Source organism: Streptomyces sp. NPDC052036, assembly GCF_040680495.1.
Lineage (GTDB): Bacteria > Actinomycetota > Actinomycetes > Streptomycetales > Streptomycetaceae > Streptomyces.
Genome location: NZ_JBFAWW010000004.1, coordinates 110,438 through 135,509 on the forward strand (window position 1 = coordinate 110,438; position 25,072 = coordinate 135,509).

The following is a 25,072-nucleotide window of genomic DNA, read 5'->3' on the forward strand; positions in this document are numbered from 1 at the left end:
GTCACGCCCTGTCCGCGACGCGCTCGCCGAGCAGGCCCTGTGGCCTGAACAGCAGCACGAGGATGAGGAGTACGAACGCCCAGACGTCTGCCCAGGACTGGCTGCCGAACTTCTCCATGCCCGGGAGGTCGGCGATGTAGGCGGTGGCCAGGGTCTCGGCGACGCCGAGGACGATGCCGCCGATCATGGCTCCGTAGATGTTGCCGATGCCACCGAGGACGGCCGCGGTGAAGGCCTTGAGGCCGAGGATGAAGCCCATGCGGAAGTCGATCTGACCGTACTTCAGACCGTAGGCGACACCGCCGATGGCGGCGAAGGCGGCGCCGAGGGCGAAGGCGACGACGATGATGCGGTCGGTGTTGATGCCCATGAGCTTGGCGGTGTCGGGGTCCTGGGCGGTCGCCTGCATGCCGCGTCCGGTGCGGGTCTTCATGACGAAGTAGGCGAGGACGGCCATGCTGATGGGGGCCGCGACGAGGAGGAAGATGTCACCGGTCTGGATGGTGACATTGCCGAGGTGGAAGGGGCCTCCGCCGATCTGCGGGAAAGTGCGGGCGGACTTGGCGTCGGGGTACCAGGCCCAGACCGCCTGCTGGAGGGCGAGAGAGAGGCCGATCGCCGTGATGAGAGGGGCCAGACGGGGTGCGTTGCGCAGAGGCCGGTAGGCGAACCGCTCCGCTCCCACGGCCACGATGACGGCGACCAGGACGGCGCCGATGAGCATCAGTGGCAGGGCGACCCACATGGAGGTGCCGTCGGGCAGGATGTATGCGTAGACCGTGAGGGCGCCGAAGGCCCCGGTCATGAAGATCTCGCCGTGGGCGAAGTTGATGAGCTGGACGATGCCATAGACCATCGTGTAGCCGATGGCGACCAGCCCGTACATGGATCCTAGTAGCAGGCCGTTGACCAGCTGCTGCGGCAGTTCGTTCACCGCATGTCCTCCGAGACTTTCGGACGTTCGACGGATGTGGCCGGATGCGAGTCCGCGCGGGGCGCCAGTGGAACAGCGCCCCGCGCGGCTCGTGAGTGGTGCGGGGTGGGGATCAGCCGGTGTAGGTACCGGACTTGACGGCCGCCCAGGCACCGTTCTTCACGGCGTACACGGTGAGCTGCTTGTTCGTCGTGTCACCGAACTCGTCGAAGGAGACCTTGCCGGTCACACCGTCGAAGGTGACGTTCTGCATCGCGGCGGTGACCTTGGCGCGAGCGTCGGAGGGAAGCTTGCCGCCGTTGTCGTCGACGACCTTCTTCACGGCCTCGATGATGGCCCACGCGGAGTCGTAGGAGTAGCCGCCGTACGCCGCGTAGTCCTCCTTGTATCCGCCGGCCTTGTAGTTGGCCACGAACTCCTTGGCGGAGGGGAGCTGGTCGACCGGGGCGCCGACCGAGGTGGCGAGGTCGCCGGCGCTGTCGGAGCCGGCCAGCTTGATGAACGTCGGGTCGTAGATGCCGTCGCCGCCGACCACGGGGATCTTGGCGCCGGCGGCCTTGATCTGCTTGCTGAGCGGGCCGGCCTGCGGGTACTCGCCGCCGTAGTAGACGACGTCCGCGCCGGAGTTCTTCACCTTGGTGGCGACCGCGGAGAAGTCCTTGGTGTCGGGGTTGATGTGCTCGGTGCCGGCGACGCTGCCGCCGAGCTTCTTGAACTCCTCGGTGAAGGTGGCGGCGAGGCCCGCGCCGTAGGTCTTCTTGTCGTCGATGACGAAGACCTTCTTCTTCTTGGCGTCGTTGTAGATGTACTGCGCGGCGAACGGGCCCTGGATGGCGTCCGTGGTCGCGGTGCGGAAGTACGACTTGTACTGGCGAACCTTCTTCTTCTGCCAGTCCGTGCCCTGGGTGAGGCCGGGGCCGGTGTTGGCCGGGGAGACCTCGACCAGCTTGGCGTCGTCGAAGACCTTCTGCATCGACTCGGCCACGGAGGAGTTGAGCGGGCCCACGGCGCCGAGGACGCTGCTGTCGGCGACGAACTTGGTGGCGTTCTGCTGGCCCGCGGAGGGCTGCGCCTGGTCGTCGAGCGGCTCCAGCTTGAAGGTGATGCCCTTGACGTAGTTCTGCTTGTTGGCGGTCTTGACCGCGAGGTCCGCCGAGTTCTTGATGCCCAGGCCCAGCGCGGACAGGTCGCCGGTCAGCGGCGCGTCGACTCCGATGGTGACGGTGGTGCCGCCACCCTTGCCGGAATCCGAGCTCTTGCCGTTGTCGCGCGAGCCACAGGCGGTGAGGGTCAGTGCACCTGCCGCCAGCGCGGCGGTGATGGCGATGAGCGAACGTTGACGCACGATCAGTCCTTTCCCTGGCACGGCCCCTCCCCCCTGGAAGGAGCCGAGTCGAGCGCTGGGCCGAAGTGACATTCAGACCGCGCGGTGACTGGCCGTGACTCTAAGCGCGCGTGGGGAACATGGAGGAGGGTCTGACCGAGGCTGTGACGCTCTTGTTATGACACGAGGTAATGCAGAGCGGTACTGCACGGGTGGAACAGCGGAATTCCAGCCGATTCGCCCGGTCCGCATGCTGAGAATCCGCAGGACGCGCGGTGGTGCGTTCAGGTGTGTCGGCCGTTTTGGTGATTACCGGGAACGGTTGCCGCAGGCGACGTGCAGGGCTGCCGAGAGGTCGTGCGCATAGCGTGATCCGAGGATGTAACTGTGGGGCTCTATTGCGCGCGTATTACGCAGAGTTACGTCCAGGAAAGGCAGTCCGGCGTTCTCGGGTACTTTTCCGCATTCGGTCACATGCATGGCGATGTCGATCTTGCGGGCAGAGCCCGCCTTAGTGCGGAAAGGGGGCCGCGGGGACGAGGTCACGGAAAGGCCCGCATAGGGCTGGGCAATCCGGGTCACGGTGACAGGCGGCCCCGACTGCACGCTCAGCACCACCGACAGGCCGAAGCTTCGAGGCGAGGCGTTCGGAGGCGCGGGCTCCGCGTCCAGGTAGCTGATGTCGACGACCTGGGAGGGGTACGGCGGGGGAGGGGGCGGCGGTGGCGGGGGCTTCTGCGGGCGGGTGGCGTAGAGGTAGCCGCCGCCCGCGAGGAGGGCGGCCACCGTCGTCGTCGTGAGGAACATCCGGCGGTGCGGGCCGTACAGCCGGGCGAGGCGTCCGCGGGGATGCGTGGGTCCGGGGTCCGGGTCGTCGTCGCCCGCGCGCGTGCCCTCGCCGGGCTCGACCGGACCGACCCCGCTCACTGCCATGGGCCCTTGCTCGGGCCGCCGGTGCGATACCAGTCGGCACAGCCCTCACGCGCCCGACGGCCCATCAACTGCTCTGCGGCAGACATGCCCTGACGTTGCTTCACATCGCGGGCCGCGTCCACCACCGTCCGCAGGATCTCGTACTGCCCGTTGGACAGCCCCATCGACTGGTAGTCCCCGTAGGTGCCGCTGTCCAGCACCTTGCGGGACCAGTACACGACGACCCGCGCGCACAACTCCTCGGGAGGCGTGGGCCGGGGGGACGCCGAGGCGGAGACGGCCGCCTCGGCGCTCGTCGGGCCGGCGGCGCCTGCGTGGGAGCAGGCGACCGTCGTCGCACCCGTCAACAGGGCCAGCCCGATCCACAGCCCACGCACCGTCAGCCCCGGCCTGGGGGCTCTGCCCGTCGCCATGCCATGACGCTAAGGGGCCGGTGGCCCAGGAGCAACGTCGGTGCGGACGCCGCGAGCCGGGCGCCGGAGCTCTCAGCCCGCGTTGGGGATGTTGTCCCCGTCGCCCGGCCGCACATCGCGCAGCAGACAGGTCAGCCGGGCCGTGCACACCCGCTTGCCGTCCTCGTCGCTGATCACGATCTCGTACGTCGCCGTCGAGCGGCCCCGGTGGACGGGGGTGGCGACGCCGGTGACCAGACCGGAGCGCACCCCCCGGTGGTGGGTGCAGTTCAGGTCGACGCCTACGGCGATCTTGGAGCTGCCGCCGTGGAGCATGGAGCCGACCGAGCCGAGGGTCTCCGCGAGTACGGCGGAGGCGCCGCCGTGGAGCAGTCCGTACGGCTGGGTGTTGCCCTCCACGGGCATCGTGCCGACGACCCGCTCCGGTGAGGCCTCGATGATCTGGACGCCCATACGGGTGCCGAGGTGTCCGGCGGAGAAGAGGGCGGGCAGGTCGACGCCGAGCGCGGCGTACTCGTCGACGACCTCTTGCGGGAACTTCACGGTGTGCTGCTCGCCCATGGGACATGGCTCCGTTCGTCGGTGATCGGTCACTCGCCTCCGACTGAGCAAACGCTCAGTCGGCCGCCGATTGTTCCAGGCGCACCACAACGGACTTGCTCGCGGGGGTGTTGCTCGTGTCGGCCGTGGCGTCCAGCGGGACCAGGACGTTCGTCTCGGGGTAGTAGGCGGCCGCGCAGCCGCGGGCCGTCGGGTAGTGGACGACGCGGAAGCCCGGGGCGCGCCGCTCGACGCCGTCCTTCCACTCGCTCACCAGGTCGACGTACGACCCGTCGGCCGCGCCCAGGGCCCGGGCGTCCTCCGGGTTCACCAGCACCACCCGGCGGCCGTTGGTGATGCCCCGGTAGCGGTCGTCGAGGCCGTAGATCGTGGTGTTGTACTGGTCGTGCGAGCGCAGGGTCTGCAGCAGCAGCCGGCCCTCGGGCAGCCTCGGGTACTCCACGGCGGCCGCCGTGAAGTTGGCCTTGCCGGTGGCGGTGGGGAAGCGGCGCTCATCGCGCGGCGCGTGGGGGAGCGCGAAGCCCCCGGGGCGGGCCACGCGCGCGTTGAAGTCCTCGAAACCCGGGATCACGCGGGCGATGCGGTCGCGGACGGTCGCGTAGTCCTTCTCGAACTCCTCCCACGGCACCACGCTGCCGTCACCGAGCACGCGGCGTGCCAGGCGGCACACGATCGCCGGCTCGGACAGCAGGTGCGGGCTCGCGGGGTCCAGCCGGCCACGGGAGGCGTGCACCATGCCCATGGAGTCCTCGACGGTCACGAACTGCTCACCGCTGCCCTGGAGGTCACGCTCGGTGCGGCCCAGGGCGGGCAGGATCAGGGCACGCGCGCCGGTGACCGTGTGCGAGCGGTTCAGCTTGGTCGACACGTGCACGGTGAGGCGGGCCCGGCGCATGGCCGCCTCGGTCACCTCGGTGTCGGGTGACGCGGACACGAAGTTGCCGCCCATCGCGAAGAAGACCTTCGCCTCGCCGTCACGCAGCGCGCGGATGGCCCGCACGACGTCGTAGCCGTGCTCGTGCGGCGGGGTGAACCCGAACTCCTTCTCCAGGGCGGCCAGGAAGGCGGGCGCGGGCCGCTCGAAGATGCCCATCGTGCGGTCGCCCTGCACGTTCGAGTGGCCGCGCACCGGGCACACGCCCGCGCCCGGGCGGCCGATGTTGCCGCGCAGCAGCAGGAAGTTCACGACCTCGCGGATGGTCGGTACGGCGTGCTTGTGCTGGGTGAGGCCCATGGCCCAGCAGACGATGGTGCGCTGCGAGGCAAGGACCATCCCCAAGGCCTGCTCGATCTCGGCGCGGGTGAGCCCGGTCGCGGTGAGCGTCTCGTCCCAGTCGGCGGCGCGCGCGGCCTCGGCGAACTCCTCGAAGCCGTGGGTGTGCTCGCGGACGAACTCCTCGTCGACCGCACCCTCGGTGTGGAGGACCAGTTTGTTCAGAAGGCGGAAGAGGGCCTGGTCACCGCCGAGGCGGATCTGCAGGAACAGGTCGGTCAGGGCGGCGCCCTTGAGCATGCCCTGGGGTGTCTGCGGGTTCTTGAAGCGCTCCAGACCCGCCTCGGGCAGCGGGTTGACGCTGATGATCCTCGCGCCATTGGCCTTGGCCTTCTCCAGGGCCGACAGCATGCGCGGGTGGTTGGTGCCGGGGTTCTGCCCGGCGACGATGATCAGGTCCGCCTGGTAGAGGTCCTCAAGCAGAACACTGCCCTTGCCGATGCCGATCGTCTCGGAGAGCGCGGAACCGGACGACTCGTGGCACATGTTGGAGCAGTCGGGCAGGTTGTTGGTGCCCAGCTCGCGGGCGAAGAGCTGGTAGAGGAACGCGGCCTCGTTGCTGGTGCGGCCCGAGGTGTAGAAGACGGCCTCGTCGGGGGAGCCCAGCGCGGCGATCTCCTCGGCGATGATGTCGAAGGCGCGCTCCCAGGTGACCGGCTCGTAGCGGTCCGCACCTTCGGGGAGGTACATGGGGTGCGTGAGGCGCCCCTGCTGGCCCAGCCAGTAGCCGCTGCGGGTGGCGAGGTCGGCCACGGGGTGCGCGGCGAAGAACTCCGGGGTGACCCGGCGCAGGGTGGCCTCCTCCGCGACCGCCTTCGCGCCGTTCTCACAGAACTCCGCCGTGTGCCGGTGCTCGGGCTCCGGCCAGGCGCAGCCCGGGCAGTCGAAGCCGTTCTTCTGGTTGACCCGGAGGAGGGTGAGCGCGGTGCGGCGCACTCCCATCTGCTGCTGGGCGATGCGCAGGGTGTGACCGATGGCGGGCAGTCCCGCCGCCGCGTGCTTCGGCTCGGCGACCTGCGGCGCGTCCTGAACCGGGTCACCTGTGGGCGGCTTGCTGGCCATCGCGGTCCTCCCCTTCGCGTCCACCTGTGAGGTACGTCTCCGATCCTCGCACGCGCCGCCGACAAGGACTGCGCCCGGTCGTGCGGAGGGCGGCCATCGTCGGGCGGGAGGGCGGCGGGCCGGGGTGCGGAGGCGGAGGGCGGCGACCCGGGGCGGCCTCGCGGGTGAGGGCGGCCCCTCGGGCGAGGTGGGCCCTCGGGCCGGGGCGGGTCCGAGTGTCAGTGGAGCGTGGCAGGATCGGGGACGTGGCAGAAACAGCATCGAAGAAGACCGAGAAGACCTCCGGCGGCGGCCGTCCCCGGCTGATGCTCATGGACGGGCACTCACTGGCCTACCGCGCGTTCTTCGCGCTGCCCGCGGAGAACTTCACGACCGCGACGGGCCAGCCGACGAACGCGATCTACGGCTTCGCGTCGATGCTGGCGAACACGCTGCGCGACGAGGCGCCCACGCACTTCGCCGTGGCGTTCGACGTCTCACGCAAGACCTGGCGCTCCGAGGAGTTCACGGAGTACAAGGCGAACCGGTCGAAGACCCCGGACGAGTTCAAGGGCCAGGTCGAGCTGATCGGCGAGCTGCTGGACGCGATGCGGGCCCCCCGTTTCGCGGTCGAGGGGTTCGAGGCGGACGACGTGATCGCCACGCTCGCCACCCAGGCCGAGGCCGAGGGCTTCGAGGTGCTGATCGTCACCGGTGACCGTGACTCCTTCCAGCTGGTCACCGAGAACACGACGGTGCTGTACCCGACGAAGGGTGTCTCGGAGCTGACCCGGTTCACCCCGGAGAAGGTTTTCGAGAAGTACGGGCTGACGCCCGCGCAGTACCCCGACTTCGCGGCGCTGCGCGGCGACCCGTCGGACAACCTGCCGGGCATCCCGGGCGTCGGTGAGAAGACGGCCGCGAAGTGGATCAACCAGTTCGGCTCGTTCGCGGAGCTGGTGGCGCGCGTCGACGAGGTCAAGGGCAAGGCCGGGCAGAACCTGCGCGACCACCTGGAGTCGGTGAAGCTGAACCGCCGGCTCACGGAGCTGGAGCGGCAGGTGGAGCTGCCGAAGTCGGTCATCGACCTGGAGCGGGCCGCGTACGACCGCACGGGCGTCACGATGGTCCTGGACACCCTGGAGATCAGGAACCCCTCGCTGCGCGAGCGGCTCTTCGCCGTCGACCCCGGGGCCGAGGAGGCCGAGACGACGCCGGCCGCGGCGGCCGGCGTCGAGGTGGAGGGCGCGGTGCTGGGCGCGGGCGAGCTGAAGCCGTGGCTCGCCGAGCACGGCGATCAGCTCCTCGGCCTGGCCACGGTCGACTCATGGGGACTGGGCGCGGGCTCGGTGGCGGAGGTCGCGCTCGCCGCGGCCGACGGGACGGCGGCCTGGTTCGACCCGACGGAGCTGGATGAGGCGGACGAGAAGGCGTTCGTGCAGTGGCTCGCCGACCCGGCCAGGCCCAAGGTGCTGCACAACGCCAAGGGAGCGATGCGGGTCTTCCCCGAGCACGGCTGGCCCCTGGAGGGCGTGGCCATGGACACGGCGCTCGCCGCGTACCTGGTGAAGCCGGGCCGCCGTTCGTTCGCGCTGGACGCGCTGTCGCTGGAGTACCTCGGCCGGGAGCTGGCGCCCGCGGCCACCGCGGACGGCCAGCTCGCGTTCGGTGCCGACGAGGGTGCCGAGGCCGAGGCGCTGATGATCCAGGCCCGCGCGATCCTCGACCTCGGCCAGGCGTTCGAGGAGAAGCTCGGCGAGGTCGGCGCGGCGGATCTGCTGCGCGACATGGAGCTGCCCGTCTCCTCGCTGCTCGCCCGCATGGAGCGGCACGGCATCGCGGCGGACCGCACACATCTGGAGGCCATGGAGCAGCTGTTCGCGGCCGCCGCCCAGCAGGCGGTGAAGGAGGCGCACGCGGCGGCGGGACACGAGTTCAACCTGGGCTCGCCCAAGCAGCTTCAGGAGGTCCTCTTCGGCGAGCTGGGTCTGCCCAGGACGAAGAAGACCAAGACGGGCTACACGACGGACGCGGACGCTCTCGCGTGGCTCGCCACCCAGACGGACAACGAGCTGCCGGTGATCATGCTGCGCCACCGTGAGCAGGCGAAGCTGCGGGTGACCGTCGAGGGTCTCATCAAGACGATCGCCGCGGACGGCCGGATCCACACGACGTTCAACCAGACGGTCGCGGCGACCGGCCGGCTGTCGTCGACGGACCCGAACCTGCAGAACATCCCGGTGCGCACGGACGAGGGCAGGGCGATCCGCCGCGGCTTCGTGGTGGGCGAGGGGTTCGAGTCCCTGATGACGGCGGACTACAGCCAGATCGAGCTGCGTGTGATGGCGCACCTGTCGGAGGACGAGGGCCTGATCCAGGCGTTCACCTCCGGTGAGGATCTGCACACCACAGTGGCCTCCCAGGTGTTCGGGGTGGCCCGGGACGCGGTCGACGCGGAGATGCGGCGCAAGATCAAGGCCATGTCGTACGGTCTGGCCTACGGTCTGTCGGCCTTCGGTCTGTCCCAGCAGCTGAACATCGAGGCGGCGGAGGCCCGGGTCCTCATGGACACGTACTTCGAGCGCTTCGGCGGAGTGCGGGACTATCTGCGCCGGGTGGTGGACGAGGCCCGGGCCACCGGCTACACCGAGACGCTCTTCGGCCGTCGTCGCTACCTGCCGGACCTGAACAGCGACAACCGTCAGCGCCGGGAGATGGCCGAACGCATGGCGTTGAACGCCCCGATCCAGGGCACGGCGGCGGACATCGTCAAGATCGCCATGCTGAACGTGGGCCGGGCTCTGCACGAGGAGGGCCTCGCCTCCCGCATGCTCCTCCAGGTGCACGACGAGATCGTGCTGGAGATCGCTCCCGGCGAGCGCCGCAAGGCGGAGGAACTGGTCCGCCGCGAGATGGCGGGCGCGGTCCAGCTGAGGGCGCCGCTGGATGTGTCGGTGGGGGACGGAGCGGACTGGGAGTCGGCGGCGCACTAGCCCGCCGGGCGCCCGCGCCCCCCCCGGGCTCGGCCGTCATGGCCCCGGTCCGCGTCGGCGGCCGGGGTCAGCGGGCGGTGGGCCGGCTGCGTTCCGGTCGGGGGGCCGACGGGTCGGCGGGGGCCGGGCGGAGCGCCCTGACCCCCGCCACATACACCGCCAGCCCGACGGCGAGCCCGGCGCCCGCCCCGAAGCACACCGGGGGGATCATGTCCCACGGCTTCGCCGCCGCCCCCCAGTAGGCCCACCACCGGGAGGCCCGCTGCACCGCACCCACCGCCGCGCAGCCGCCGATCACCGCACCCGCCAGCCACCGGTCGGCCCAGGACAGCACCGGCACCCCCGACCCCGCGGCCGGAGCGGCCGGCATCCGCCGGAGCAGGACCGTCACGAACACCGCGATCACCACCGCCGCCACCGCGGAGCTGCCGTACTGCACATACGTGTACAGGGGCGTTCCCGCGACCGGCCTCAGCAGCACCGGGAACAACCGCGTCCCCCACCGGTCGAGATGGGTGAACGCGTCCCAGACGACATGGGTCAGCGCACCCAGTGCCGCGGACACGTACCACTGCACGAACAGCGTGAACGAGACCTTACGGCGCGGTGCGCCACAGCGCACCAGGGCCGCCACCCGTCCCTGGGCCGCCGCCGGCAGCAGCGCCACCACCGGCTCCCGCAGCAGCAGCCATGCCCCCACCAGCGCCCACGCGATGAGCACGTCCACCGTGAACACCCCGGCGACGGAATGGGTGACGGCACCGAAGTCCATCGCCCCGGACACCACGCTCGCCGCGAAATAGGTCATGTCGGGCGCGAACGAACCCGCGACGAGGACCGCGGGCACCAGGCGTCCGCGCCCGGATCCGTCCCCGCGTACGGCGGGCAGTACCGCCGCGGCATGGCTGAGGGTGAACGGCAAGTCGGCTCCCTCGGCAGAGGTGGACCGGGCACAACCACCCGGCGATCACTGATGTCCAGTATGAGGGACGCATGAAACGGGTGAGGCGAGCTGCCCGGTTCCTGTGTCGCAGCCCAAGGGCACATGACCAACTGGTGAAAACCGGGCGCCAACGGGTGCCGGGGCGGCAGAAGTTGTCGTAGGGTCACTTGGTCGCTGTGCCGGGGGACACGGTCGTACACACGGACGCACCACTACATAAGGTCGTCGACAGGAGGGGTTCACTCAATGGCGGCGCATTTCGGCAGGAGGCTGCGCAAGGGGGCAGCCACCACAGCTGTGGCCGCGGCCGCGGTCGCGGCTCTGGCCGCGTCCCAGGCTCCGGGAGTGACCACCGACGACCAGGGCAGACAGACCACCGGTGCCCAGGCCACACCCGAGGCGGACGCCACCGCCCCCGACGGCGGTGACGGCACCGCCACCGGCAACGGCGGCTACTACACCGACCTCCCGCCGCTCAACAGCCCCACCGAGTCGCCCGGTCCGACCGCCGGGCCCACGCCCGGGGGCCCCGCGGGCACAGCGGAGGCCGGTATTCCGGCCACCGTCCTGGACGCCTACAAGAAGGCGGCCGCGGAGCTCCAGCAGTCCAAGCCGGGCTGCAATCTGCCCTGGCAACTGCTCGCCGCCGTCGGCCAGGTCGAGTCCGGCCAGGCCCGCGGCGGCGAGGTCGACGCGGAGGGCACGACGTTCTCGAAGATCCTCGGCCCGCTCCTGGACGGCAACGGCTTCGCGAACATCAAGGACACCGACCACGGTGCCTACGACGGCGACGCCACCTACGACCGCGCCGTCGGCCCGATGCAGTTCATCCCGTCCACCTGGGCATGGGCCGGCCGCGACGGCAACGGCGACGGCGTCAAGGACCCCAACAACATCTACGACGCCGCCCTCGCCGCCGGTCACTATCTGTGCCGTTCCGGCCGTGATCTGTCGGTCCAGGCCGACATGAACGAGGCGATCCTCGGCTACAACGCCTCGCAGGACTATCTGCACACCGTTCTGTCCTGGTACGAGTACTACCTCAAGGGCACCCACTCGGTCCCGGACGGCGCGGGGACGGTGCCCAGGCACCGCAGCGACTCCGGTGCGAACCACGACCCGAAGCCGGGGGGCACCGGGAACTCCGGCACCCACCAGCCGAGCCGCCCGCACAAGCCCGGCCGACCCCACAAGCCCGGCGGCCCGACCACCCCGCCCTCGGACCCGTCGACGCCGAGCAAGCCCCCGTCCGAGCCGCCCACCGCGAGCGACACGGTGGACCGTCTGGCGGACGCCGCCACCGGCACGCTCTCGGCCAGGACGGGCGACACGTTCGACCGGAAGATCGCGGTGACGGCCGTGACGAAGGCCGGCAAGGCGGTGCCGAAGGTCCGTGTGCGGTTCACCATCGAGGACGGCACGGACGCCACCTTCACGGGCGGCGAGACCGTGGCGACCGTCATCACCGACGCATCGGGCAAGGCCACCGCACCGGCGCTCGTGGCCGGCCAGAAGACCGGCGACTTCAAGGTCCGTGCCCTCCTCGTGGGCCGCACCGTGGCCACCGAGTACACGGCCACCGTCACCGAACGCCAGGCCGACACCCTCGCCCGCACCGGCGACACTGCGCTGACCTGCACCCCGGGAGGCGAGTTCGCGGACCAGGTCGAGGTGAAGGCCACGTACAAGGGCGCCGTCGCGGACGGTGTCGCCGCCACCGCGACCCTCGTCAAGTCGGCCGACGACCCGACCGAGAACGACAAGGGCCCCTACTTCAAGGACGCCGACGGCAAGACCGTACGCACCCTCACGGGTCTGCGGACCGACGCCAAGGGTCTGCTGAAGCTCCCGAAGCTGTACGCCGACGACACCACCGGCACGTTCCTGCTCCGCATCACCACCGCGGGCGGCGCGACCCTCACGGTCGAGCTGAACGTCGCGCAGGCCTCGCCGTCGCCCAGCCCGAGTTCCTCGGACAGCCCGTCGCCGAGCCCCAGCGCGTAGCACCGCACCGGCCCGTGTACGACGGCGGCGCCCTTCCGTCACGGAGGGGCGCCGCCGCCTTCTTGCAGAACGTGTTCTCATCTCGCGCGCCCGTTGCTACGGTGCCGGACCTGATGGGTTGTCAGCTCAGCCCGGGGAGGCCCGTATGCGCGCCCTCGTCGCCGCCGCGATCGGTCTCGCCGCGGCGCTCGCCCTGGTGTTCGCGCTGTCGGCCCTGGGTCCGCCCTCGGGCAGTACGTCCCCGAAACCGCTGCTGACGACCGTCCCCAGCCATCCGTGACGGACGAGCGGGCCCCGGACGCCCGCACCGCGCGCACAGGGAGGACGCCGACATGCGACGCAAGGCCGGTCTGATCCTGCTCGCCCTCGCCGTGTTCTTCACGGCGCTGTCGCCCCTGCTGCGCTGGTATGTCTTCCCGCGCCTGGTCAAGGTCCCCGCGAACCAGTACCAGACCATGGTCCTCCAGGCGAAGAACGCCACCCTCCTCGACTACGCCACCATGACCTCCCGCACCGTCCCCGAGGTCACCGTGGTGCAGACCATCAAGGGCAACGTGGAGGCCGCGCGGAAGGCTCGGAAGACGACAGGCCGGGACGTGGTGGTCTGGGACGGCCTGTCCTACGCCCAGGGCCCCGACGGGCAGATGGTCTCCCGCATCCCCGAGCGCTACATCTTCGACGCGCACAGCCAGCAACCCGTCCACGCCGCCGGCGAGTCGGTCGACCAGGACCCCGTCCGGCGCGACGGCATCGAGTTCAAGTGGCCGTTTCTGACCCAGAAGAGGGACTACGAGTACTTCGACGCCCAGGCGCGCGTCACCGCTCCCATCCACTACAAGGACACCCGGACCTTCCGCGGAGTGACGGTCTACTACTTCGAACAGACCATCCCCTGGACCAGGGTTCCCTTCCCGAAGGTCATGCCCGTCAAGGGCATCACCCCCGAGTGGGTCGCGAAGACCGGCACCACCCGCTGGTACACCACGGTCCGCAGGTTCTGGGTCGAACCCCTGACCGGGGCGCCGATCTACGGGGAGGAGATCCACAAGGAGGAACTGCGCGGCGGCACGCTCCTCGGGGGCCGCGCCAAGGTCACGGCGTTCGCGGGCGATGTGAAGATGCGCGAGGACTACATCAGGTCGACCGTCGCGCTCGTCAAGCACAACCGCCTGCCCATCCTGCTGCTGACGTCGTATCTGCCCTGGGGCTTCCTCTCCCTGGGCCTCTGTCTGCTGGCGCTGTCGCTCCACCTGGAGGCGCGCGGCCGCCGTCCGGCCGGCCCGGCGCCCGCCGAGCCCGAGCCGGTCACCGCCTGAGCCGCGCGTTGGTGTGCCGGGTCGGCTCCGCGGAGGCGGGGTCCTCGGGCCAGGGGTGCTTGGGGTACCGGCCGCGCAGCTCGGCCCGTACGGTCCGGTAGCCGTCCCGCCAGAAGGAGGCGAGATCGGCGGTGACGGCGACCGGCCGACCGGCCGGGGACAGCAGATGGACCAGCACGGGCACACCGGCGATCGTGGGCGACTCCTGGAGTCCGAACATCTCCTGGAGCTTCACGGCGAGGACGGGCCGCTCGGGGTCGCCGTAGTCGACCCGGACGGCGGACCCGCTCGGGACGGTGATCCGCTCGGGCGCCAGCTCGTCGAGCCGGGCCGCGTCCCCGGTGGACCAGGGCAGCAGCCGGGAGAGCGCCTGTCCCGCGTCGATCCGCGCGAGATCGGTGCGCCGCCGCGCACGGCTCAGCTCGGGCTCCAGCCACTCCTCCACGCGCGCGTGGAGCGCATCGTCGCAGACGTCCGGCCAGGGACCGGCCAGGTGCAGCCGCAGGAAGGCGAGCCGCTGCCGCAGCACATGCGCCCCCGGTGACCACCGCAGCAGACCGAAGCCCTCCTCCCGGAGTCCCGCGAGCAGCGCATCCCGTACGAGGTCAGGGTCCGGGTCCCGCAGCGGCCGCACCGCCAGCTCCACGGCCCCGAGCCGCTCGACACGGTGGGCCACGACGTCCCCGTCGGCCCAGCGGACCTCCTCGCCCTCGGCGTGCAGGGTGGCGGCGGCCCGTCGCGCCACGTCCTCGTCCACCACCGCGGCGAGCCCCACGCGCGCGTGGACCGCGCCGACGGGCCGGTCGGCCACGGCGACCGCCAGCCAGGGAGCCCCGCGCAGTCCCGACCCGTCCGCCGGTGCGGCACGGGTGCCGTTCACCATGAGGTAGGAGCCGCCGTCGGTGTGCGCGACCCGCTCGGGGAAGGCGAGGGCGGCGACGAGACCGGCCACCTGATCGTCCGTGGGCCTCGTCGGCCGCTCCGTGTCGTGGGGCCGGGCTCCGTCCGCCCGTGCGGGGAGGCTGTCCGCCGCCGACCGCAGCCGGCGCACCTCGTCCCGCCAGCGGGCCGCGTACGCGTCGTTCCCGCGCCGGGCCGCCCGCCGGGCCGCCGCCAGATCGTCCCCGTACTCCCGCGGCGGCTCCTCGCTCAGCAGGGCGACCACCTCGGCGGCCCGGTCCGCGCCGGCCTCCGGCGCCGCGTCCAGCAGGGCCCGGGCCAGCCGTGGATGCACACCGAGCCGGGACATCCGCACGCCCCGTTCCGTGGCCCGTCCCGTCGCGTCCACGGCGCCGACCGCCGTCAGCACCGACCGCGCCGCCGCCATCGCCCCGCCCGGCGGCGGATCCAGGAGTGCCAGCCCGGACGCGTCCGGGTCGCCCCAGCACGCCGTCTGCAACGCGAACCCCGTCAGATCGGCGAGCCTGATCTCGGGCGCCGGGAAACGGGGCAGTCGCGCGTCCTCCGCCTCGGACCAGCAGCGGTAGACCCGGCCCGGTGCCTCACGCCCCGCCCGGCCCGCTCGCTGCCGCCCCGCCGCCTGCGAGGCCCGTACCGTCGTCAGCGCGCTCAGCCCGCGCGCGTGGTCCACCCGCGGCTCCCGCGCGAGCCCGGAGTCGACGACCACCCGCACCCCGGGCACCGTCAGCGACGACTCCGCGACGGCCGTCGCCAGCACCACCCGCCGTCCGGCACCGGGGGACAGCACCGCGTCCTGCACGGCCGCCGGAGACCGCCCGTGGACCTGGAGCACTCCGACGTCCCCCAGGTTCCCGAGCTGTCCCGCCACCCGCGCGATCTCCCCGACCCCGGGCAGGAAGCAGAGGACGTCGCCCTCGCACTCGGCGAGCGCCCGCCGCACCACCGACGCCACATGCGCGAGCAGCGCCGGGTCCACGCGCAACCCGTGCGGTGGCCGCACCGGACGCGGAGGCGGTGCCCACACCACCTCCACGGGGTGCGACACGCCCTCCGCCTGGACGACCGGGGCCCCGCCCAGCAGCCGGGCCCAGCCCTCCGCGTCCGTCGTCGCCGAGGCCGCCACGAGCCGCAGCTCGGGCCGCAGGGCCTCCCGTACGTCGAGCAGAAAGGCGGCGACCGTGTCCGCGTCCAGGTGTCGTTCGTGGCACTCGTCGAGCACGACCACGTCGACGCCCGCGAGCTCCTGGTCCCGCTGCAGCCGCTGCAGCAGCACACCGGTCGTGACGACCTCCACGCGCGCGTGCCGCCCCGTCACCCGCTCCCCGCGCACCGTGTAGCCGACGCTGTGGCCGGGCTGTTCCCCGAGCAGCCACGCCATCCGCCGGGCCGCGGCCCGCGCGGCGATCCGGCGCGGCTCGGCGACCACCACACGGCGGGCCGGGCCGCCGCCGACGAGCCCGGCGAGGACCAGCGGCACGAGGGTCGTCTTGCCGGTACCGGGCGGAGCGCACAGCACCGCGACCCCGTGCTCGTCGAGCGCGTTCCCGAGCGCGGGCACGGCGGAGCGGACGGGAAGGCGGTCGAGGGCGTCGTGGCGGATCACCGCACCAGTGTTCCAGGCGACGCCGGCGCGCTGTCGTGGGAGAAGCCGCGGGATGTCACCGACGTGGTGGCCACGTCACGGGAGCTGTCACGGGAGGAAGGCGTGATGGCAGCGACGGCAGAACTGCTTGCGGTGCCAGTCGGCCCGTAGCCTGGCCGCCTGGGCCACCTCGTCGCGCAGCGACACCAGCCAGACGCCCCCGCCGGCCACCCCGACGAACCCCAGCCACGCCTCGGAGACGAGGAGGGCGCAGCCCAGGGTGAGCAGGCCCAGCGGTGCGCTCCAGCGCTCGTCGCGGAGCGCGGGGCGCGCCAGGTGCGGTGCCCCGGCCCGCTGGCCGGCCGACAGCGCCCTCCAGTGCGCGCTGAGCTTCGTGGTCCTGTCGCCTCGCCCGCAGACCGGACAGACATGACAGACGTGCATGCGCGTACCCCCCACCGCGTGGCACTGCTGACCGCAGCCCTGAGGGCGACGACTTGTCGACTCATCGGTTGTGCCCGGCCCGTACGGCGGGCACACGCGGACGGCGGCCCGCACCGCTGATTGACCGGAACCGCCCCCCGCGCCGGCCCTCGAACCCGCTCCCTCAGTCCCGCTCGCACACGAAGATCGCCGTGCCCGGGATCAGGCCGCCGCGCAGCGGTGACCAGCCGCCCCACTCCGAGCTGTTCCAGGCGGGCCACTCGGGCTCGACCAGATCGACCAGCCGGAAGCCGGAGGACGCGATGTCCCGCACCCGGTCGCCGAGCGTGCGGTGGTGCTCCACGTAGACCGCCCGGCCCTGCTCGTCCTGCTCGACGTACGGCGTGCGGTCGAAGTACGAGGCCGACACCGTCAGACCCTCGGGACCCGGCTCGTCGGGGAACGCCCAGCGGATCGGGTGCGTCGCCGAGAAGACGAAGCGGCCGCCGGGACGCAGCACCCGGTGCACCTCGCGCAGGACCAGGCCCGGGTCCGCGACGAAGGGCAGCGCGCCGTACGCGGAGCACGCGAGGTCGAAGGAGCCGTCCCGGAAGGGCAGCACGCCCGCGTCGGCCTGGACCAGGGGGAAGCTTCCGCCGATGCGCAGGGCGTGCTGGAGCTGGCGGTGAGAGAGGTCCAGGGCCACCGGTCGGGCGCCCTGTCCGGCCAGCCAGCGGGAGCACTGGGCCGCGCCGGCTCCGATCTCCAGGACGTCCTTGCCCTTGAGGTCCTCCGGCGGGCCGAGCAACTCGGCCTCGACCTCGTCGAGCCCCTCCGGGCCCCAGACGAAGCGGTCGTCGCCGAGGAACGTGCCGTGCTCGACCTGGTACTCGTCCGCGTTCCGGTCCCACCAGCCCCGGTTGGCCCGGGAACTCTCCGTGGTGCCCGCCGTGCGTCGGGTGGCTTCCGGTTCGGACTGCTCGGGCTCTTGGATGATCGGCTCCCTCGTCGTACTCTTCCGTCCATCTCGCTTCGGCGGAGTCACGGAAGAGGTCTCTCAGGCCTGCGCGGCCTCGCGGCGTGTCCGGTATATGGGTGGTGTCACACGCCGTCTTGTGCCTGGAATGCGGCGATCCGCCCCGGGTGTGCGCCTTCGCGCATTGACCCCGTCCGGCTGCCCCCGTATGCTACAAGTTGCGCTGCGGGCCTGCGCACCTCAGACGTAGCAGGCTGCGCTCGCATCTGTTGTATGTCCCCTCGGTTCTCGAGGCGCCATCACCAGTGAATGGTGGGGCGCTTCCTTGGCTGTCCGGCTTCTACAGAGCGAAACGGGCTCCCGGCGTAAGCAGTACCTACGACTTCAATGTCCGTACCGGAGCCCTTTCCCACATGACGAGCAGCACCGAGACCACCGCCACCACCCCGCAGGTTGCGGTCAACGACATCGGTAACGAGGAAGCCTTCCTCGCCGCGATCGACGAGACGATCAAGTACTTCAACGACGGCGACATCGTCGACGGCGTCATCGTGAAGGTCGACCGGGACGAGGTCCTGCTCGACATCGGTTACAAGACCGAAGGTGTTATCCCGAGCCGCGAGCTCTCGATCAAGCACGACGTCGACCCGAACGAGGTCGTCGCCGTCGGTGACGAGATCGAGGCCCTCGTCCTCCAGAAGGAGGACAAGGAAGGCCGCCTGATCCTCTCGAAGAAGCGCGCCCAGTACGAGCGTGCCTGGGGCACCATCGAGAAGATCAAGGAAGAGGACGGCATCGTCACCGGTACCGTCATCGAGGTCGTCAAGGGTGGTCTCATCCTCGACATCGGCCTCCGCGGCTTCCTCCCGGCCTCCCTGGTCGAGATGCGCCGTGTCCGCGACCTCCAGCCCTACGTGGGCAAGGAGCTCGAGGCCAAGATCATCGAGCTGGACAAGAACCGCAACAACGTGGTCCTGTCCCGTCGCGCCTGGCTGGAGCAGACCCAGTCCGAGGTCCGCCAGACGTTCCTCACGACCCTCCAGAAGGGTCAGGTCCGTTCCGGTGTGGTCTCCTCGATCGTCAACTTCGGTGCCTTCGTGGACCTGGGTGGCGTCGACGGTCTGGTCCACGTCTCCGAGCTGTCCTGGAAGCACATCGACCACCCGTCCGAGGTTGTCGAGGTCGGCCAGGAGGTCACCGTCGAGGTTCTCGACGTCGACATGGACCGCGAGCGCGTCTCCCTGTCGCTGAAGGCGACCCAGGAAGACCCGTGGCAGCAGTTCGCCCGCACCCACCAGATCGGCCAGGTCGTGCCCGGCAAGGTCACGAAGCTGGTTCCGTTCGGTGCGTTCGTCCGCGTGGACGAGGGCATCGAGGGTCTGGTCCACATCTCCGAGCTGGCCGAGCGCCACGTGGAGATCCCGGAGCAGGTCGTCCAGGTCAACGACGAGATCTTCGTCAAGGTCATCGACATCGACCTCGAGCGCCGTCGCATCAGCCTCTCGCTGAAGCAGGCCAACGAGTCCTTTGGTGCCGACCCGGCCTCGGTCGAGTTCGACCCGACCCTGTACGGCATGGCCGCGTCCTACGACGACCAGGGCAACTACATCTACCCCGAGGGCTTCGACCCCGAGACCAACGACTGGCTCGAGGGCTACGAGAAGCAGCGCGAGGAGTGGGAGCGCCAGTACGCCGAGGCGCAGTCCCGCTTCGAGCAGCACCAGCAGCAGGTCATCAAGTCCCGCGAGGCCGACGCTGCCGCTGCCGAGGAGGGTGGCGAGGCCGCCGCTCCGGCCGCGACCGGCGGTTCGTACTCCTCCGAGGGTGGCGACACCTCCGGCGCCCTGGCGTCGGACGAGGCGCTGGCTGCCCTGCGCGAGAAGCTGGCCGGCGGCCAGAGCTGAGCGCGCGTCGCTAGGCATTAGCCGCTGACCGAGGGCCCGTCCCCCACCTGGGGGGCGGGCCCTCGGCATGTCTGCCCTTCCCCGGGCGGTGACGGCCCCCTCCACGCGCGCGTGACAGACCTCGTACAGACCCCGTGACCCCGAGGCGACCGCCCGAACCGGCAGGAGAGGCAGGCGGAAGGGCGCGGTCCGGGAATGCCCGCGCCCCGGAGCGCGTTGTGCCTGAAAGAACACGAGGAGGAGCGGTCACAGTGCTTGATCCGCAGGGTTTGTACGCATGGGAGCCGAAGGGGCTCGCCGTGGTCGACATGGCGCTCGCCCAGGAGTCGGCGGGCCTGGTGATGCTCTACCACTTCGACGGATACATCGACGCGGGCGAGACCGGCGACCAGATCGTCGACCGGCTCCTCGACTCGCTGCCTCACCAGGTGGTGGCCCGCTTCGACCACGACCGGCTCGTGGACTACCGCGCGCGCCGTCCGCTGCTCACCTTCAAGCGGGACCGATGGACGGACTACGAGGTCCCGTCCATCGAGGTGCGCCTTGTCCAGGACGCGACCGGGGCGCCCTTCCTGGTGCTGTCCGGCCCCGAACCGGACGTGGAGTGGGAGCGGTTCGCCGCGGCCGTCGGGCAGATCGTGGAGCGGCTCGGGGTGCGTCTGGCCGTCAACTTCCACGGCATCCCCATGGGCGTGCCGCACACCCGCCCGGTGGGGCTCACCCCGCACGGCAACCGCACCGACCTGGTGCCGGGCCACCGCAGCCCCTTCGAGGAGGCGCAGGTCCCCGGCAGCGCCGAGTCCCTGGTCGAGTACCGGCTCATGGAGGGCGGACACGACGTCCTGGGCGTCGCTGCGCATGTCCCGCACTACATCGCCCGCTCCCCGTACCCGGACGCCGCGCTGACCGTTCTGGAGTCCATCACGGCCGCGACGGGGCTCGTCCTCCCGGGGATCGCGCACTCGCTGCGCACGGAGGCGCACCGCACCCAGACGGAGATCGAACGCCAGATCCAGGAGGGCGACGAGGAACTGGTCGCTCTCGTCCAGGGTCTTGAGCACCAGTACGACGCCGCCGCGGGTGCCGAGACGCGCGGCAACATGCTCGCGGAGCCCGTCGAGATCCCGTCCGCGGACGAGATCGGGCAGGAATTCGAGCGTTTCCTGGCGGAGCGCGAGGGCGAGGGCTGAGCGCACGGGCCTGCCACCGAGACTGTCAGTGGCAGGCCGTAGGCTTCCCGTCATGCTGAAGGTGGGCCTGACCGGCGGTATCGGCGCCGGCAAGAGCGAGGTGTCGCGGCTGCTCGTGGAGCGCGGGGCCGTGCTGATCGACGCGGACCGTATCGCGCGCGAGGTCGTCGCGCCCGGCACTCCCGGGCTCGCGGCGATCGTCGAGGCCTTCGGGGAGGACGTCCTCACGCCGGACGGCACCCTGGACCGCCCCGGACTGGGCTCCCTCGTCTTCGCCGATCCCGAGAAGCTCGCCGTCCTCAACTCGATCGTGCACCCGCTGGTCGGCGCCCGCTCCCGTGAGCTGGAGACCGCCGCGTCCGAGGACGCCGTAGTCGTCCACGACGTGCCCCTCCTCACGGAGAACGGACTCGCCCCGCTCTACGACGTGGTGGTCGTCGTCGACGCGAGCCCCGGCACCCAGCTCGACCGGCTCGTCCGGCTGCGCGGTATGACGGAAGGGGACGCACGGGCCCGGATGGCCGCCCAGGCGCCGCGCGAGAAGCGCCGGGAGATCGCGGACATCGTCATCGACAACGACGTCCCCCTGGAAGAGCTGCGGCGCCGGGTGGGGGAGGTATGGGCGGATCTCGTACGCAGGGCCGGGCGTTCGCCGGAATAGCGATCGCAGTGAGGAGCGTTGAATCGCTCCAGTGAGGGAAGGACTCAGCCGTGCCCGAGATCAGCGATCCGACCGGACGTACTCCGGAGACCCATGTGATCGACTTCCGTGCCGCCGAGCAGTTGCTCGCCGCACGGGATCCGAGGGGCGCGGTCAAACTGCTGGACCGTGTGATCGCCGCGCACCCCGAGAACACGGCCGCGCGGCTGCTGCGCGCGCGTGCCTTCTTCGCCGCCGCGCAACTGCGCCCTGCCGAGCTGGAGTTCAGCATCGTGCTGGAGCGCGAGCCGGACAACGCGTTCGCGCACTTCGCGCTGGCCCGCACCTATGAACGCCAGGCGCGGCCCGAGGAGGCGAAGCGGCACTTCCGGCTGGCGGCTGCGCTGGACCCGAAACCGCAGTATCTGAAGGCGGCGGGCTTCGACTCGTAGCGCGGATGCGGCGGGCTGCGGGGCGTGGTCGGAACGCGGCGGGGCGGGGCTTCGGTTCGTGGTCGGATGCGGCGGGCTCGGGCTTCGGCTCGTAGTCCCGATACGGCGGGCTCGGGCTTCGGTTCGTGTCAGGATGGTGCGGATGCGCGGCGGTCGCTACCAGCGGCGCCGGTCCGACGGCGGATACGGCGGGACGTCGCGGCCCGGCTGCCAGTGGGGCCCCTGCCGGATGTGCCGCACGATCATCGTCAGGTCCGCGCCGATCACCAGCCACAGCACGCCGCACGCCGCCGCCCAGCCCGGTCGTCCCACGAGCGCGAAGACGACCGTTCCGAAGGTCGCCCAAGCCAGGCCCCAGAGGCTCAGCCAGAAGCGCATCCGCAGTGCACTGCGTGCCGTCGCCGGTTCACTGCCTGTACGCATCGCCATCACCCACTTCCGACACGACACGTACCCTTCGTGGTGCATGTTCACCATGGAACGGCGACCAGAATCCGGTGGCGCGGGGGCGCGGCCGAGGTCACCCGGGGAGGCGATGGTGCTGCTGGACGCGGTGCGGGCGGACGCGAGGCTCGCCGAATGGCTGAAAGACCTGGAGCGCGAGGACGGCGCGTGGGTGGCTGTCGTCCTGCCCGATGCGGACGAGCTGCCTGACGTCCTGCTCGACCTGGCCGTACCCCATGAGGACATCAACGAAGCGGTCGCGTTGCGCGTCCGGCTGGCTCGGGATGCCGAGGCGATGACGCTGCTGGCGCGATGCGTCACCCGCTTCGTGCGGGACATGGGGGAGATCGGCAAGGCCTGTGAGCCGCCCCCGTTCCCGGACTCGGCCGGGGCGCTCGGGCGGTTCTTCCATCTCTACGTCTTTGTCGCCTCGCTCCCGTATGTGCGCGCCTACCACCGGGAGCGCGGTGTTCCGGAGGAGGTGACCCGTCGTACGCTCGCGGATCTCGGACGCCAGGTCGCGGTGCACCGAAGACGACGCGGCACCGGGGGACTGCTGTTCCCGTGGTGGCCGGCCCTGCACTTCCACGGGGAGCTGTTCCAGCTGGGGCGGCTGCAGTTCCAGCGCGGACGGCTGAGCGAGCGCACGGGCCGGGCCGTCGCGGCGGCGGGCCACGGGCTGGGGCCCGGCGATCCCTGCCTGGAACTGCACATACCCGACTTCCGGGGCCCGCTGTCACCGTGCGCCTGCGAGCGGTCCCTGGCCCTGGCACGGGAGTTCTTCGCGCGTCACTACCCCGACGAACGCCATGAGATCGCCGTGTGCCACTCGTGGTTGCTGGATCCGCAGCTCAAGCGGTACCTGCCCGCCGACTCCAACATCATCCGCTTCCAGGACCGCTTTGAGCTCGCGTACGAGGAAGCGACCCCCGACGACGGGGTGCCCATCGGCTTCGTCTTCGGCGATCCCGATCTGCCGGTGGAGAACCTACCGCGGCGCTCCGGCGTCGAGCGGGCGGTGGTGGACCATCTGCGCGCGGGCGGGCACTGGTACACGGGTCACGGCTGGTTCGCCCTGTGAGCCGGGTGCTGCGGCCGGCCCGGGAGCGATAGGACCCGCTGCCGGCCGAGTCACTTGCGACGCCTCGGCATCGGGCCCTGTCTCTGCCCGGGGCTCAGTCGCCTCCTCAGCGACCGCCGGCGCCCCTCCGCCCCTGAGGCCGGCTACGGCCACCGGACCCGCCTTGGGCACCGGACCCGCCTTGGGCACCGGACCCGCCCTGGGCACCGGAACGGTCCCGGCCGTCGGACCCGCCCTTGCCGCCGGTCCGGTCCCGGACCTCCGCTCGGTCCCGGCCTTCGGCCCGGCTCTGGGTGCCGAGTGCCTCGGCGTAGCCGCCGTACGGCGTTCCCGGTGCCGTGCCCAGACCGCGGAGGCGTTCCATCTCGCGGCGGTCGCGCTTGGTGGGACGGCCGGCACCGCGGTCGCGGACGCCCGCCGGGGCCACGGCCTCGCGGGGCGGCGGAGGCGGGCTGTTGTCGACGTAGCACTGAACCGCCACCGGGGCCCCCACCCGCTTGCGGATCAGACGCTTCACGACGACGACCCGCTCCCGGCCCTCGTGCCGCAGCCGTACCTCGTCGCCGATCCGCACGGCGTACGCGGGCTTCACACGCTCGCCGTTCACCCGGACGTGGCCGCCCTTGCAGGCGGTGGCGCCGGCCGAGCGGGTCTTGATGAGCCGCACGGACCAGATCCAGCTGTCGATGCGCACGCTCTCGCCGTGCGACGGGCCGGCCGCCTCGGCGGCGGCCATCGCGGCGGCGGCCTTCGGGTCCAAGCCCTGGGCGGCGCCATCGGGGTCCGGCGCGCCCGCACCGGAATCCCGGGAGTCCGTCTCGCCGTCCCGGCGCGCCCCGGGCTCCTGGTCCGTCGCCGTCGCGCGGGTTCCCCCGGTCCCGCCCGCCTTCTCGTCGTCCGTGCCTTCGGAAGCCATGCCCCCGACCTTAGCCCGCCGAGCCCCGTGCCCCCGATGCCATTTCCGCCGGGCCCCGACCGCCCGGGCCCTGGCCGTCCAGACCTACCGTGGAGGCATGGAAGACAGCAGCCTCGCCAGGCTGGACGAGCGGATCACCGGGTGCTGTGCCTGTCCCCGCCTGGTCGCCTGGCGTGAGGAGGTGGCCCGTACCAAGCGCGCCGCGTTCGCCGACTGGACGTACTGGGGACGGCCGGTACCAGGCTTCGGGCCGCCCGACGCGAGGCTGCTCGTCGTAGGACTCGCACCCGCGGCGCACGGCGGGAACCGGACCGGACGGATGTTCACCGGCGACCGGTCCGGGGACGTGCTCTACGAGGCTCTGCACGCTGTCGGGCTGGCGTCGCAGCCCACGTCGGTGTCCGCCGACGACGGGCTCGAACTCTACGGTGTACGCGTCACCGCGCCCGTCCACTGCGCCCCGCCGGCCAACAAGCCGACCCCCGAGGAGCGGGACACCTGCCGGCCCTGGCTCGTCCAGGAACTGCGGCTGCTGCGCCCTTCACTGCGCGCCGTGGTCGCGCTCGGCGGCTTCGGCTGGCAGGCCGCGCTGACCGCGCTCGCCGAGGCGGGCTGGGCGCTGCCCCGGCCACGGCCCGCATTCGGGCACGGCGCCCGGGTGCCGCTCGACGGGCTGGAGCTCTTCGGCTGCTTCCACGTCAGCCAGCGCAACACGTTCACCGGACGGCTCACCCCCGAGATGCTGCGGGACGTGCTGCGTACGGCGGCACGGGTGGCGGGGTTGCCGACCGGATCGTAGCGACGGACC

Annotated in this window: 22 protein-coding genes; 10 read left to right on the forward strand and 12 right to left on the reverse strand. The window is 71.5% G+C overall.

Going from position 1 to position 25,072, the window contains the following annotated elements:
* Position 1 precedes the first annotated feature (1 nt).
* The 6 genes from AB0L95_RS08770 to AB0L95_RS08795 all read right to left on the reverse strand — a co-directional run bounded on the left by AB0L95_RS08770 (position 2) and on the right by AB0L95_RS08795 (position 6,500).
* Positions 2 to 934, reverse strand: a complete 933-nt coding sequence (locus tag AB0L95_RS08770) for a branched-chain amino acid ABC transporter permease (RefSeq protein ID WP_365159043.1) — start codon at positions 932 to 934, stop codon at positions 2 to 4.
* 112 nt (positions 935 to 1,046) lie between these two features.
* Entirely contained in the window at positions 1,047 to 2,279 is a 1,233-nt protein-coding gene (locus AB0L95_RS08775; RefSeq protein ID WP_365159046.1) for a branched-chain amino acid ABC transporter substrate-binding protein, read from the reverse strand.
* A gap of 288 nt (positions 2,280 to 2,567) precedes the next feature.
* Entirely contained in the window at positions 2,568 to 3,185 is a 618-nt protein-coding gene (locus AB0L95_RS08780; protein WP_365159624.1) for a Tat pathway signal sequence domain protein, read from the reverse strand.
* Complete coding sequence (locus AB0L95_RS08785) at positions 3,182 to 3,604, reverse strand: hypothetical protein (protein WP_365159049.1); 423 nt, start codon at positions 3,602 to 3,604, stop codon at positions 3,182 to 3,184. The genes AB0L95_RS08780 and AB0L95_RS08785 overlap by 4 nt, the downstream gene beginning before the upstream one ends.
* A 72-nt stretch (positions 3,605 to 3,676) precedes the next feature.
* Complete coding sequence (locus AB0L95_RS08790; RefSeq protein ID WP_365159052.1) at positions 3,677 to 4,165, reverse strand: hotdog fold thioesterase; 489 nt, start codon at positions 4,163 to 4,165, stop codon at positions 3,677 to 3,679.
* Between the two features lie 55 nt (positions 4,166 to 4,220).
* The gene (locus AB0L95_RS08795) at positions 4,221 to 6,500 is read right to left on the reverse strand and encodes an FdhF/YdeP family oxidoreductase (protein WP_365159055.1); all 2,280 of its coding nucleotides are present in this window, start codon (positions 6,498 to 6,500) and stop codon (positions 4,221 to 4,223) included.
* A gap of 245 nt (positions 6,501 to 6,745) precedes the next feature.
* Here AB0L95_RS08795 and polA point away from each other — a divergent pair, with 245 nt between their 5' ends.
* Positions 6,746 to 9,472, forward strand: a complete 2,727-nt coding sequence (gene polA / locus AB0L95_RS08800) for a DNA polymerase I (protein ID WP_365159057.1) — start codon at positions 6,746 to 6,748, stop codon at positions 9,470 to 9,472.
* 67 nt (positions 9,473 to 9,539) lie between these two features.
* On the opposite strand, the gene AB0L95_RS08805 is transcribed toward polA, so the two are convergent.
* Entirely contained in the window at positions 9,540 to 10,394 is an 855-nt protein-coding gene (locus AB0L95_RS08805; protein ID WP_365159060.1) for a DUF4184 family protein, read from the reverse strand.
* A 267-nt stretch (positions 10,395 to 10,661) separates the two neighbouring features.
* Between AB0L95_RS08805 and AB0L95_RS08810 the strand changes: the two genes are divergently transcribed.
* From AB0L95_RS08810 to AB0L95_RS08820, 3 genes are all read left to right on the forward strand, one after another.
* Entirely contained in the window at positions 10,662 to 12,419 is a 1,758-nt protein-coding gene (locus AB0L95_RS08810) for a lytic murein transglycosylase (RefSeq protein ID WP_365159063.1), read from the forward strand.
* Between the two features lie 145 nt (positions 12,420 to 12,564).
* Positions 12,565 to 12,699 carry an SPW_0924 family protein gene (locus tag AB0L95_RS08815; protein ID WP_365159066.1) on the forward strand — a complete coding sequence of 45 codons (135 nt, stop codon included), beginning with the start codon at positions 12,565 to 12,567 and terminating at the stop codon, positions 12,697 to 12,699.
* Positions 12,700 to 12,751: 52 nt separating this feature from the next.
* Positions 12,752 to 13,735 (forward strand): DUF3068 domain-containing protein, encoded by a 984-nt coding sequence (locus tag AB0L95_RS08820; protein WP_365159069.1) that lies wholly within the window; start codon positions 12,752 to 12,754, stop codon positions 13,733 to 13,735.
* Here AB0L95_RS08820 and hrpB read toward each other — a convergent pair.
* The 3 genes from hrpB to AB0L95_RS08835 form a co-directional block, all read right to left on the reverse strand.
* Entirely contained in the window at positions 13,725 to 16,259 is a 2,535-nt protein-coding gene (hrpB, locus tag AB0L95_RS08825; RefSeq protein WP_365159072.1) for an ATP-dependent helicase HrpB, read from the reverse strand. The two genes, AB0L95_RS08820 and hrpB, sit on opposite strands and share 11 nt — an antisense overlap.
* An 87-nt stretch (positions 16,260 to 16,346) precedes the next feature.
* Positions 16,347 to 16,682 (reverse strand): hypothetical protein, encoded by a 336-nt coding sequence (locus AB0L95_RS08830; RefSeq protein WP_365159075.1) that lies wholly within the window; start codon positions 16,680 to 16,682, stop codon positions 16,347 to 16,349.
* Between the two features lie 163 nt (positions 16,683 to 16,845).
* Positions 16,846 to 17,706: a class I SAM-dependent methyltransferase gene (locus AB0L95_RS08835; RefSeq protein ID WP_365159077.1), complete on the reverse strand. Its 861-nt coding sequence runs from the start codon at positions 17,704 to 17,706 to the stop codon at positions 16,846 to 16,848.
* 344 nt (positions 17,707 to 18,050) lie between these two features.
* Here AB0L95_RS08835 and rpsA point away from each other — a divergent pair, with 344 nt between their 5' ends.
* From rpsA to AB0L95_RS08855, 4 genes are all read left to right on the forward strand, one after another.
* Positions 18,051 to 19,541 carry a 30S ribosomal protein S1 gene (rpsA, locus tag AB0L95_RS08840; protein ID WP_365159080.1) on the forward strand — a complete coding sequence of 497 codons (1,491 nt, stop codon included), beginning with the start codon at positions 18,051 to 18,053 and terminating at the stop codon, positions 19,539 to 19,541.
* Positions 19,542 to 19,792: 251 nt separating this feature from the next.
* Positions 19,793 to 20,731, forward strand: coding sequence for a PAC2 family protein (locus tag AB0L95_RS08845; RefSeq protein WP_365159083.1), 939 nt, complete (start codon positions 19,793 to 19,795; stop codon positions 20,729 to 20,731).
* Between the two features lie 52 nt (positions 20,732 to 20,783).
* On the forward strand, positions 20,784 to 21,392 hold the full coding sequence (coaE, locus tag AB0L95_RS08850) for a dephospho-CoA kinase (protein ID WP_365159085.1): 609 nt from the start codon (positions 20,784 to 20,786) through the stop codon (positions 21,390 to 21,392).
* A gap of 50 nt (positions 21,393 to 21,442) precedes the next feature.
* Complete coding sequence (locus tag AB0L95_RS08855; protein WP_365159088.1) at positions 21,443 to 21,823, forward strand: tetratricopeptide repeat protein; 381 nt, start codon at positions 21,443 to 21,445, stop codon at positions 21,821 to 21,823.
* Between the two features lie 156 nt (positions 21,824 to 21,979).
* Here the strand turns inward: AB0L95_RS08855 and AB0L95_RS08860 are convergent, their stop codons facing one another.
* Positions 21,980 to 22,252 carry a DUF6343 family protein gene (locus tag AB0L95_RS08860; protein WP_365159090.1) on the reverse strand — a complete coding sequence of 91 codons (273 nt, stop codon included), beginning with the start codon at positions 22,250 to 22,252 and terminating at the stop codon, positions 21,980 to 21,982.
* A gap of 109 nt (positions 22,253 to 22,361) precedes the next feature.
* Here AB0L95_RS08860 and AB0L95_RS08865 point away from each other — a divergent pair, with 109 nt between their 5' ends.
* The gene (locus tag AB0L95_RS08865) at positions 22,362 to 23,348 is read left to right on the forward strand and encodes an acyltransferase domain-containing protein (protein ID WP_365159627.1); all 987 of its coding nucleotides are present in this window, start codon (positions 22,362 to 22,364) and stop codon (positions 23,346 to 23,348) included.
* A 106-nt stretch (positions 23,349 to 23,454) separates the two neighbouring features.
* On the opposite strand, the gene AB0L95_RS08870 is transcribed toward AB0L95_RS08865, so the two are convergent.
* On the reverse strand, positions 23,455 to 24,084 hold the full coding sequence (locus AB0L95_RS08870; protein ID WP_365159630.1) for an RNA-binding S4 domain-containing protein: 630 nt from the start codon (positions 24,082 to 24,084) through the stop codon (positions 23,455 to 23,457).
* A gap of 277 nt (positions 24,085 to 24,361) precedes the next feature.
* On the opposite strand from AB0L95_RS08870, the gene AB0L95_RS08875 reads away from it, so the two are divergent.
* Positions 24,362 to 25,063, forward strand: coding sequence for a uracil-DNA glycosylase (locus AB0L95_RS08875; RefSeq protein WP_365159093.1), 702 nt, complete (start codon positions 24,362 to 24,364; stop codon positions 25,061 to 25,063).
* Positions 25,064 to 25,072 lie beyond the last annotated feature (9 nt).